Annotated in this window: 8 protein-coding genes; 1 reads left to right on the top strand and 7 read right to left on the bottom strand. The window is 62.8% G+C overall.

Annotation, left to right across the window (positions count from 1 at the left end):
- Positions 1-11: 11 nt before the first annotated feature.
- From algG to yaaA, 7 genes are all read right to left on the bottom strand, one after another.
- Complete coding sequence (gene algG, locus CAG34_RS21015) at positions 12-1571, bottom strand: mannuronan 5-epimerase AlgG (protein WP_085592169.1); 1560 nt, start codon at positions 1569-1571, stop codon at positions 12-14.
- Between the two features lie 22 nt (positions 1572-1593).
- Entirely contained in the window at positions 1594-3072 is a 1479-nt protein-coding gene (locus CAG34_RS21010; protein ID WP_013974153.1) for an alginate export family protein, read from the bottom strand.
- On the bottom strand, positions 3069-4448 hold the full coding sequence (gene algK / locus CAG34_RS21005; protein WP_085592167.1) for an alginate biosynthesis TPR repeat lipoprotein AlgK: 1380 nt from the start codon (positions 4446-4448) through the stop codon (positions 3069-3071). Before algK ends, CAG34_RS21010 begins: the two co-directional genes overlap by 4 nt.
- Before the next feature lie 165 nt (positions 4449-4613).
- Positions 4614-5780 carry an alginate biosynthesis protein Alg44 gene (locus CAG34_RS21000; RefSeq protein ID WP_025340581.1) on the bottom strand — a complete coding sequence of 389 codons (1167 nt, stop codon included), beginning with the start codon at positions 5778-5780 and terminating at the stop codon, positions 4614-4616.
- Positions 5781-5816: 36 nt separating this feature from the next.
- Positions 5817-7298 (bottom strand): glycosyltransferase family 2 protein, encoded by a 1482-nt coding sequence (locus tag CAG34_RS20995; RefSeq protein WP_003257137.1) that lies wholly within the window; start codon positions 7296-7298, stop codon positions 5817-5819.
- 73 nt (positions 7299-7371) lie between these two features.
- Complete coding sequence (locus tag CAG34_RS20990; protein WP_085592165.1) at positions 7372-8688, bottom strand: nucleotide sugar dehydrogenase; 1317 nt, start codon at positions 8686-8688, stop codon at positions 7372-7374.
- A gap of 867 nt (positions 8689-9555) precedes the next feature.
- Positions 9556-10335, bottom strand: coding sequence for a peroxide stress protein YaaA (gene yaaA, locus CAG34_RS20985; RefSeq protein WP_061552453.1), 780 nt, complete (start codon positions 10333-10335; stop codon positions 9556-9558).
- 137 nt (positions 10336-10472) lie between these two features.
- Between yaaA and CAG34_RS20980 the strand changes: the two genes are divergently transcribed.
- On the top strand, positions 10473-11600 hold the full coding sequence (locus tag CAG34_RS20980) for a polysaccharide deacetylase family protein (protein WP_085592163.1): 1128 nt from the start codon (positions 10473-10475) through the stop codon (positions 11598-11600).
- Positions 11601-11622: the final 22 nt, after the last annotated feature.

Genomic DNA, 11622 nt, shown 5'->3' with positions numbered 1-11622 from the left:
TCTGGGCTTCCTTAATCGATCATTTCGGTCTGGCGTTCGACCGGGTCGATCAGCACAGCCTTTTGCTGGCGTACCAGCAGGTCGAGGATTTCGTCCTGGCGTTCGCCGAGGATGCCGTTGAGGCTGATGCCGTTGGCCTTGCGCGGGGCGAGCATGGACACCTTGTAAAGCTCGACCGACAGCGGCGAGTCGATCGACAGCGGGCCCGAGCCGTTGGCCGCCAGTTCGCCACCGACCAGGATCAGCGACACCTTGGTGTCGAACGGGTCGAGGGCGATGTCGCGGTCGGTGTTGGACAGGTCCTTGATGTGGCCGTATACGCCAACCAGGCCGTTGGCCATGGCGACGTTTTCGTACAGGCGGATGTTCACGCTGTTACGTACGCGGATGCCGTGGCGGCGGTTTTTGATCAGCTTGTTGCCCCAGATCAGGTTGTCGCCACTTTCGTACAGGGTGATGCCGTCGGTGTGGTTGCGGTAGATCTCGTTGTAGGCAATCAGGTTGTTGACGCTGTTACGGTCGATCACCACGCCCGAGAGCTTGTTGTCGAAGCTCTTGTTGTTGATGATCCAGCTGTCGTTGACCTCACGCGAAACGATGATGCCGTGCTTTTTCTTGGTGCCGTACACCGTGTTGCCGGCGATGATCAGCCGGTGCGAGCGGTCGTGCGGGTCGATGCCGTAGACGATGTTGTCGCGGTAGGTGCTGTCCTTGACCACGAAGTCCTGGGTCTCGTAGCAGTAGAAGCCGTACCACATGTCGCTGAACTCGGAGCCGATGATCCAGCCGGTGGGTTCCGGGCGGCCCATGCGCTTGGCCATGTTCGGCGTGTACTGCGAGATGCTCACGCCGTACGACTTGGACTTGGCGTAGCCGAAGCTGGCCATCTTGGTATTGACGATGTAGGTCTCGGTGCCGCCCCACGACAGCAGGAACGGGCGGAATTCCTTGGGCGAGCGGAAGGTCGCCGGGCCGTTTTCCTTTTCCCGCCAGCCGGTCACCTGGGTGTCGGTGACGAACAGCTTGCCGTCGTTGACCAGGAACGAACCGCCTTCCTGGGACAGGCGCAGTTGCTTGACCTTGCCGTCGATCTCGAGGATGCCCTTCTGCCCGACCACGATCGGCAGGCGCGCCAGGTACACACCCGGCTCGACTTCGCTGAGGTACTGCTTGGGTACCTTCTTGCTCAGCTCGACCAGGTCGACATGGCCGTCATCGACGAAGATCGCCTGCGGAATGCCATGCTGGCGCTGGACCCATTCGGCCGCCTTGTTGTCGCCGCCGACGAATTCCTTGAGGGTATCCTCCTGGAACATGCGGCGCAGGCTGACCTTGCCCTTGTGGCGGCGGTCGATTTTCTTCTGCACCGCTTCGGCGGTGTAGCCGGTCAGGTCGGGCAGCTTCGGCGGGTCCATGTGCAGCGGCTCGATCGGCGCGCTGGAGACCGTGTAGGTCTTGGCCTGCTGCAGTTCCTTGGCGATCACCTGGGGCTCTGCGGCAGCCACCAGGCCGCTGGCCAGCAGCAAGGCGCTGGCCAACAGGCTGTGACGTAAGTGCGGGTGAAGGTTCATAACGGTAAGTCCTCTACCGGCCTCAGAAGCGCCAGATCACATCGACGAAGGCGCGGTGCATGTACGAGTCCGCTTCCTTGCCGTAGGCATCGCCCGGCTTGAACACGCCAGCACGCAGGCGCACCAGGGCAGATGGCTCGTCGATTGCCTGGCTCATCGAAGCCGGCAGCAGGCCTTGCTTGAAGTACTTGGTCACGACCACGTCCATTTCCTGGCCAAGGTCTTTTTCGCCATCGACCAGCGGGCGGTTCACACCGTTGTCGTTGACCACCGCGTTGATGCCGCTGGAACCGATGTTCTGGTTGCCATCGACACGCCAGAACTTGTGGTAGATGAAGCTGGCGTCGTAGTCGTCGCGCAGCTGCCAGGAGGCGAACAGGGTGGCCGCCTGCAGGTTGCCCAGCTCGCCACGGAAGGCTTCACCGAAGCGGTGCACGCGCGAACGGGTACCGGTGTAGTTGGAGCGGTTGCTCTCGAGGCCGGTCTGCTCGTAGTTGCTCGAACCGTCGTCGCCACCACCGCCGCTGCCACGGGCATAGGCCGCACCGACCTGCCATTGCGGGTCGAGGCGCAGGCGGATGCCGAGGTCGGTGGCCCAGGCGTTGACATCACCGCTCTGCTTGCCGGTGGCCACGGTTTCGTCACCGACGACCTGGCTGCTAAGGGTGTCGCGATCACCGGTCAGCCAGGTGACGCTGCCCCAATAGTTGACGGTGTGGTCGTTGCGCCAGTTGTAGGCGTCGCTGTTGGCTTCCAGGCCCAGCCAGGTGAGGTCGCCGGTGCGGGTCTTGTCCAGCGCATCGACGGTTTCGCCCGGGTTCTTCAGGCTGCCGCCGTCGTGGGTGTGGTGGGCGCGTACGCCGACCCAGTGGCCAGGGGTCCACTGCGTGGCGACGTTGCCGTAGAGGTGCGTGCGGTCCTTGTCTTCCGGGGCCAGCTCGGTGAGGTCGGTGCGGTATTCGCTGAAGCGCTGGGCCACGCCCAGGTCGGCCTTGAGCAGGGTGGTGTCGAAGGTCCAGTTCAGCGCCTCGATGTTGGTGTCACGCCACATGCCATCGTCGCTGCGCAGGCGCTGGCGACCGAAACGCAGCTGCTCGCCAGGGTAGGCGGTCAGGCCGCTGTAGCCGACCCAGAATTCGCGCATGGCCAGGTAGCTCTTGTCCTGCTCACGGCCATCGGCGGCGGTATCGGTGCTGGTGCCGTCGTCGTTCTGGCGCAGGGTGTCGGTTTCGATGGTGTCGGTCGCGGTGACGGCCTGGCCCATGGCATAGGCGCTCCAGTTGCCACGCTCGCCATATACCCAAGGGCGCAGATCAAGACCGAGGCCGTTGACGTCGCCGCCGGAGCGGGTGCCCAGGTCACGGTCGTCTTCCGACTGGCCGGTGATTTTCACATCCAGGCCGAAGTTCTTTTCAGCGGTCATTTCCGCCAGGGTCGGGCAGGACCACAGCAGGGCGAAGCTCAGGCCGATGCCAGCTTTCACGAAGGGATTGAGCGTCATAGCGAGTCCTCACCGGTTACTTCTTTTTCGTCGTCTTGCAGGGCTTCGATGGCCAGGGTGCTGTTGGCGCCCTGGCTCATGCTGCCGCGCGCCTGCTTTTCTTGTGCCAGCAGTTGCTGGGCCTGGCTGCGCTGGTCAGGCGTAAGTTGCTGGTCGAGTTGCTGCAGCAATTCAGCGGACTGCGGCGACGGGTTGGCCTGGGCCAGCTGGGCGAATACCCAGGCGTTGCCCGGTTGCGGGCGAATGCCGTGGCCTTCGCTGAACAGCTGGGCCAGGGCATAGTCGGCGCTGTTCTGCCCACCACGGGCGGCGGCCAGCAGGTGGTCGACGGCCTTTTGTGGCTCGACGTTGCCCAGGTAGCCGCGGCGGTACAGCTGGCCCAGGTAGTAATGGGCGCTGACTTCGCCGGCGTCGGCGGCAGCCTGCAGGTGTTGTTCGGCTTTGGCCGCGTCCGCAGGCACGGTCTTGCCTTCGTAGTACAGGCGGCCCAGCAACAGTTCGGCGCGTGGCTGTTCGGCTTCGCGGCCCTTGTCGATGTAGGCCATCAGCTGGTCGGTATCGCCCAGCTCGGGGAAGTCGTACACCAGTTGCGCCAGGCTGACCCAGGACGCCGGGTTGGCCGGGGCCACCTGCTCGAGCAGGTCCTTGGCGGTTTTCTCGTCGGTCTGGCCGAGGCTGCGGTCAGCCAGTACCCGGGCAACGCTGTCGACCCGGGTGGCCGGTACTGCGCCACGGGCGTAGGCAGCCTTGAGCTGGCCGAGCAGGGCAGCCTGCTGGTCGGCCTGGCCGCGCTTCTGGTACACGGTGGCCAGTTCGACGTAGCAGATGTCGGTGGTGTTCAGCGCGGCCTTGCAGATTTTCTCCACTTCGCCCAGGTGCTGGTCGTAGGTGCCCTGGGTGCGGTACAGCAGCACCTGGGCCAGGCCCGCTTCCGGGTTGCCGGCGGCGCGCCACTGGTCGATCTGCTGCTGCGCGTTGACCTTGGGGAAGCTCTGCGGGTAGCTCAGGTAGAGCATCGCCAGCGGGATCAGGGTGTTGCTTTCGCCCTGCTTGGCGGCTTGCTTGAGCAGGGTTTCGGCTTCTTCGCGCTCGGCCTGGGTGCTGTCGGGCTTGGCCACCAGCAGGCGACCTAGGCGTGCCTGGGCACGCGGCGAGATGGCGGCCGCGGCACGGTAGGTGGCCTCGGCTTCCTTGATTTTCGCCGGATCGCGGGTGGCGACCTTGATATCGGCCAGGCCCACTTGCGCTTCGCTGTAGCCCAGGTCGGCCAGTGCCTTGTAGTTGCGCTCGGCCAATGCAGTGTCACCGCGCTTCATGGCTTCGTTGGCCAGGCGCTGGTCGGGCAGGCCTGCACAGCCGGCCAGGGCGATGGCCATGGCCAGGCCACACAGACCAAGGTTCACACGAACCCTGTGGGAGCTGGCTTGCCGGCGATTGGCCAGTGCAGGCGATACATCTGCTGGGCGAGTGCTGCGCACTCGATCGCCGGCAAGCCAGCTCCCACAGGTATCGGGTTGTCTGCTAGTCATAGGCTTGTCCTCTTACAGCCCACGGGCCATGGCTTTGTCGATCAGCCAGTTCAGCGATGGGCCACGGTCGCTGTTGACCGAAGCCGGGCGACCGGCGAGTTCGGCGGGCAGGGCGCTGTCGGGCTTGATCTGCACGCGGATGTCGGCGGCCAGGTCTTCGCTGTTGAGGCTGGCGCTGCTGACGATCTGGCCGGTGCGTACTTCGTCTTCGCCGGCTACCTGGAAGTTGACCCGGGTACCTGGCTTGACCTCGTCGAACTGGCGGTAGGTGAAGCGCGCCTCGATCATCGGGTTGGTGGTGCGCGGGATCAGCTGGAAGATCGGCTGGCCCTTGGCGGCGTACTGGCCGTTGTCCACCAGCTGGCGGGCAACCACGCAATCACATGGGCTGGTGAGGGTGCCGGACAGTTGTTTGCCGAACAGTTCCTCGATCTTCGCCGGCTCCAGCTGTGCGTCTTCCAGGTTGCCCTTGAGCATGTCCAGCATGCTGGTGGTGAAGCTGGCCAGTGGCGCGCCCTTGGCGATCTGCCCACCGCTTTCGACCAGGCTGTTCACGGTGCCGTCGCGCGGCATGGTGACGTTGGTGGTGGGTACCGCTACCACGCCGGCTTCGGCATGGCTGACGAAGTACATGCCGTACAGCGACTTGGCGATGAAGCCGAAGGCGGCGACACCGACCACGAACACGCCGAGGGTGACGGTAACCGCCTTGAGGCGGCCGAAGGCGCTCAGGCCGGCACCGCCGTCCTTCTGCTTGCGCGCCTTGGTGAAGTTGTCGCGCTGCAAGGTGCTGAGCACATCGCCGGCAGTGATCAGCTCACCCGACAGGTGCGAGGTGATGATGTGGCGCAGCGTGGCGATATCGCGGGGCTCGAGGTTCTGGAACTGGGCGCCGGTTCGGCCACTGCCCGGGTTGTAGGAGCGCACCTGGAACTCGATGTCCATCGACAGGCCGAGGTTGTCGACCGTGAACTGCAGCCGCCCGCGGAGCACGTCGCCAACCGACAGTGGTTGCTTGGTGTGGAAGCTCAGGCCACCGGCGGAGAGGTCGTCGACCTTCACATCGTGGGCCTGGCGCTGAGGGTCGAGGAACCGCAGCTTGGCGGGGATGCGTACCCGGGCATGCTGGCGCTGGGCTTCGGACTCATGCACGACGTTGACGTTCACGGCGGTATTCATGTGGTTTGTTCCTGTTAGTTCCGATCCGGGTTGGGCTCACACGACCATGAACAGCACAGCAACGAAGATGCTGGCAGCCGAGAAGGTCATGGTCCGCGAGGACCAGGTGTTGAACCATTGTTGAAAGCTGGCGAGGTCACGCTTGAGGGCAGTGGGCTGACGCGTCCAGGACTGCTTGTCGAGGCGGAAGAACACGTAGATCTTCATCAGCGCGCCGATGATCTGGTTGTAATAGAGAATCAGCGGGTAGGCCGGGCCGACGTTGTGGCCGGAGCACAGCAGCATGATGGTGAGGATCAGGCGGGTGATGCCGATCCACAGCAGGTACACCAGCAGGAAGCCCAGGCCGAACTTGAGGCTGGCGATCACCGCCACGGTCAGGCCCAGCAGGCTGGTCCACATCGACACGCGCTGGTCGAACAGCACGATGCTGGTGAACAGCCCCAGGCGGCGCAGGCCCAGGCCAAGCGCGCGGGAGTTCTGCCGCAGGTTGTTGCCGTACCAGCGGTACATCAGCTTGCGGCTGGCCTTGAGGAAACTCTTCTCCGGTGGGTGCTCGACCGTGTTGATGGCGGCGTCCGGCACGTAGAAGGTGTCGTAGCCCAGGCGCATCAGGCTGAACCAGCTGGACTTGTCGTCACCGGTGAGGAACTTGAAGCGGCCCAGGCGCCAGTGCATCAGCGAGTCGCTTTCGACGTCGGCGATGAACTCGGGGTTGGTCACCACGCTGGCGCGGAACATCGACATGCGCCCGGTCATGGTCAGCACGCGCTTGGACAGGGCCATCGAGCACATGTTGATGTGGCGCTGGGCAAAGCGCAGCTTGTGCCACTCGCTCATGATGTAGCCGCCACGCACTTCGCAGAACTCGTTGGTGGTCAGGCCGCCGACGTTGGGGAACAGCTTGAACCACGGCACGGTCTTGCGTACCACGCCATCGCCCAGCACGGTGTCGCCGTCGATCACCGCCACCACGGCGTTCTCGTCCGGCAGCATGCGCGAGATCGCACGGAAACCGTAGGCCAGGCCGTCACGCTTGCCGGTACCGGCGATGCGCACGATGTCCAGCTTCACGTGGGCTGGCGGGTTGTATTTGGCCCACAGGCTTTTCACCAGCAGTTCGTCCGACATCTCCACCAGCGAGCAGACCACGGTGGTGGGGAAGCCACAGTTGATCGCCTCGCGGATCACCGAGCTGTACACCTGGGCGGTGGTGAGTGCTTCGATGCGGAAGCTGGTCACCATCAGGTACACGTGGGACGGGTCGGCGTCCTTGCCCATCTTCTGCACCTTGCGGCGCAGGTACGGGTACACGCCGTAGAGGAAGATCATGCCGCGGATGAAATGGGTGGCGCCCATGGAATAGCGCCAGATGCCGACTGCGCCGACCAGGAAGATGAAGTGCTTCGATTGCGAGTCGAAGATATCGGCTGGCAGGGCCAGGGCGATCAGCATGAGCAGACTCATGTAGAGCAGCCAACCGGCGCACTGCAACAGCACTGTCTGGATCCTTTGCATGTTCAGCATCCGTCGAGAATTCGGGAAAAGGTGGGCAGCGGGGGTGGGGAGGCCCCCGCTGCCCGGCCAGCACTTACCAGCAGATGCCTTCGGTACGGCTGGTGGCGCAGGTCGGTTTGCTCATGAAGCCGACCAGGTCGATCACGTGCTTGCCGGCCGGCGCTTGCTGGGCCAGTGCACGGAACTGCTCGTCACGGTTGCCCAGGACGATGATGTCGGCGTTGTCGATCACCTTCTGGAAGTCGGCGTTGAGCAGCGACGACACGTGCGGGATCTTCGACTCGATGTAGTCCTTGTTGGCGCCGTGGACGCGGGCGTACTGGACGTTCTCGTCGTAGATGTCCAGCTGGTAGCCCTTGCCGATCAGGCGTTCGGCCAGTTCCACCAGCGGGCTTTCACGCAGGTCGTCGGTGCCGGCCTTGAAGCTCAGGCCGAGCAGGGCGACCTTGCGCTTGTCGTGGGCTTCGATCAGTTCGAAGGCGTTCTGCACCTGCGATTCGTTGCTGCGCATCAGCGAGTCGAGCAGCGGTGCGCGTACATCGAGGCTGGCGGCGCGATAGGTGAGGGCGCGTACGTCCTTGGGCAGGCACGAGCCGCCGAAGGCGAAGCCAGGGCGCATGTAGTACTGGGACAGGTTCAGCACTTTGTCCTGGCAGACCACGTCCATCACATCACGGCCATCCACGCCTACGGCCTTGGCAATGTTGCCGATCTCGTTGGCGAAGGTGACCTTGGTGGCGTGCCACACGTTGCAGGTGTACTTGATCATCTCGGCCACTTCGATCGGCTTGCGGATGATCGGTGCGTCGAGCTCTTCGTACAGGGCCTGCAGGATGTCGCCGCTGGCGGTGTCCAGTTCGCCGATGACGGTCATCGGTGGCTGGTCGTAGTCCTTGATCGCGGTGCTTTCACGCAGGAATTCCGGGTTGACCGCAACGCCGAAGTCGACGCCGGCTTTCTTGCCCGAGCAGTCTTCGAGGATCGGGATCACCACGTTCTTCACGGTACCCGGCAGCACGGTGCTGCGTACCACGATGGTGTGGCGGCGCTCGCTGTCACGCAGCACGTAGCCGATTTCGCGGCATACCGACTCGATGTACTCGAGGCCCAGGTCGCCGTTCTTCTTGCTTGGGGTACCCACGCAGATCATCGATACGTCGCTGGCACGGATGGCTTCGGCGAAATCGGTAGTACCGCGCAGGCGGCCGTTGGCGATGCCCTGTTGCAGCAGTGCTTCCAGGCCAGGTTCGACGATGGGCGACTTGCCCTGATTGATCAGGTCGATCTTGGTGCTGGACACGTCCACACCGATCACTTCATGGCCTCGCGCCGTCAGGCAGCCTGCACAGACTGCACCCACATAACCCAAACCAAAGATGCTGATACGCATCGCTATCACCTCATGTGTTTATCACGCCGGCGCCTCCGGAGAGAGCCGGACTGGGTTGATTAACAACAGTTTTCGGGCGCACGGATCCATGGCGAAATGCACACTTCGCCGAGCGCAGGCAAAATAAATCCGGAGCGCAAAAAGTTATGCACTCAAATGTGGCAGTAAAAAGCCATTAATTAAAAAACGTGCCCTGGAATGCAGCCGTCTTTATTGCAAGGCGCTACGTGGCGCTTTGCTGTGCTTGTTTTTTCAAGTGGAAAAATCCTTTGAAATCAACCACTAGGACGAATTGAAAGGGACGCGTCTCTCCTGCATGGACAGGGTCTTCGGGGGTTGCCCGTCATACCTGTCGAAGTTGTTGGGGCTGGTAGTGGATACCTGCCGTTGTCATCTGTAAGTCATCTCTCACAGCCCGGGGGCAGGAAAATCGTTACGGCACTATGAGCGATTCGTCGTAGCAGAAGTTCCGGGGTGGGTTCGGCGTGGATGAAAGATTTCTAAATATTTTTTCAGTGGCAGACAATTTCAATCTGATAGCACGCGGGTGTTTTGCCCCGATATATAAAGGGCGAAACTGTTGCGAGATATTTTTATGCCAGCATCGAAAAATATTTTGAAAAATTCGTCAAAAAAGCTACGAACGGTCTTATGGCGTTTGGCTATAAGTTACGGTCTGTCGATTTTTTGGCGTCGGATTTGTGGCGTGATGGCGATATGAAGTGTGCCCTGTTGCAGGGCAGGGGAGGTGCATAATGGCTGCTGGCCTCTTCGCGGCTAAAGCCGCTCCCACAGGTTTTGCACTGATCTTGAGTTCAGTGGGGTACCTGTGGGAGCGGCTTTAGCCGCGAAGGGGGCGTGACAGGATCACTCGGAAGGATGATCCCGCAGGAACACCAGGTGGTCCGGCTTCGACTGTTCGGCACTGTAGTAGTACCCCTGCACATCGAACTGCTTGAGCTGCTCCGGGTCGCTGATGCGCTGCTGGATGACGAAGCGGCTCATCATGCCGCGGGCTTTCTTGGCGTAGAAGCTGATGATCTTGTACTGGCCGTTCTTCAGGTCCTTGAAGTCGACGTTGATCACCCGGGCCTTCAGCGCGCTGCGTTTCACCGCGCTGAAATACTCGTTGCTGGCCAGGTTCAGCAGCACGTCATCGCCCTGTTCGGCCAGGGCCTGGTTCAGCCATTCGCTGATGCGCGTGCCCCAGAAGGCGTACAGGTCCTTGCCGCGGGCGTTGGCCAGCTTGGTGCCCATTTCCAGGCGGTAAGGTTGCATCAGGTCGAGCGGGCGCAGCAGGCCATACAGGCCCGAAAGCATGCGCAAGTGCTGCTGGGCGTAGCTGAAATCGTCCTCGCCAAGGCTTTCGGCGTCGAGGCCGGTATACACGTCACCCTTGAACGCCAGCAGCGCCTGCTTGGCATTGGCCGGGGTGAAGTCCGGGGTCCAGCTGCCGAAGCGCGCGGCATTCAGGCCGGCGAGCTTGTCGGACAGGTGCATCAGTTCGCTGATCTGCGCCGGCGACAGGTCGCGCAGCTGCTGGATCAGCTCCTGGGAGTCGTCCAGGTACTGGGGCAGGGTGAAACGCTCGGTCACCGGCGGGGTGTCGTAGTCGAGGGTCTTGGCGGGGGAAATCACCGTCAGCATCGGGTCGGCTCCTGGCATCGTTGGCCGGGAATTCTACGGGCTGGACGGTGCAAGTCCAAACTATGGCGACGATAGTCACAGACCATGGCCGGTGCAGAGGCTATAGTGCGCGTTTCGCCGTTGCGGAGCCTTCAACCGTGCGTATTGCCTCTGCCTTGCTGGCCGCTCTGCTGAGCCTGGCCGTGCAAGCCGCCCCTTCACCCCAGGTGAGCCTGGACCGCAGCCTCTGGCCCGAACAGCTGGACAACCCGGCGTTGTTCGATGTGGCCTCGCGGGCCGAAATCCTCTCGTTCGCCCAGGTGCTGCACGAAAGCGAACTGCTGGACGACGCGGCGCTGGCGGCACGCTTGGGGCTACGGCAGGTAAACCTGCAGAAGGTACGCCTGGTGCGGGCGCGCATGTGGCAGCGGTTGTGGGAAGGTTATCAACAGGCGCAGCGCAGTTGCGAGCAGGATGCGTCGTTCTGCTACCCGGTGACGTCGATGGCGGAGTTACGTACGCAAGCGGCGACGTTCGCTGCCGATGTCGGCACTTTCTACACCGATTGGATCGAGCCGAGCCACCAGTTCCATGTGCGTTACCTGGACGAACAACTGCGCAAGGCGGCGTTGCTGCCGCAGACCAGCAGCGAGGTGGAGCGGCTGTCCTCACGCGAGCGCAATGGGGATGAACTGAACGACCGCATGTTCCTGCTGACCTTCGTCGGCGGCCCCGGGCCTGATGGCGGCAGTACCGACCTGCTGGCTGATTACCTGCGCCGGCAAAAGCTTGAAGGCACGTTCTTCGTGCTCGGCAACCGCCTGCAGCAACGGCGCGACGCCGGGGCGGCAGATGCCTTGCGCCAGCTCTATGGCGGGCAGTGCGTGGGAATACAGGGTTGGGAGTACCGCTCCCATGCGCAGTGGACAGGCTGGCAGGACTCGCTGCGGCGTAGCCAGGCGCGGGTGCAGGCCGACCTGCCGGAGCAGTATGTGCCGTTGTTTCGGCCGCCTTATGGGCAGCGTAGGGCCGATGGCGAGGCGTTCATGGCCAGCCAGCAGTTGCAGGTATCGTTGTGGGACATCGATGCCCAGGATGATGGCGCACTGAGCGCCGAGGCCTCTGCCCAGCGGGTGCTCACCTTGATGCTGCTGTGGCGCAAGGGGGTGATCCAGTTCCATGACAGCCTGCCCAAGGCGCAGCCTGCGGTGGAGTGGTTGTTGCGCAATACGGCGCAGAGCGGGATTGGTTGGGAAGATTGCCAGGGATATGCCAACCAGGGGTGAGAGAGGGCTGCTACGCAGCCCA

The sequence above is a fragment of the Pseudomonas sp. B14(2017) genome, assembly GCF_002113255.1.
Classification (GTDB): domain Bacteria; phylum Pseudomonadota; class Gammaproteobacteria; order Pseudomonadales; family Pseudomonadaceae; genus Aquipseudomonas; species Aquipseudomonas putida_Z.
Note: the sequence above shows the minus strand (reverse complement) of the source record. Positions and strands in the feature narration are given on the sequence as shown.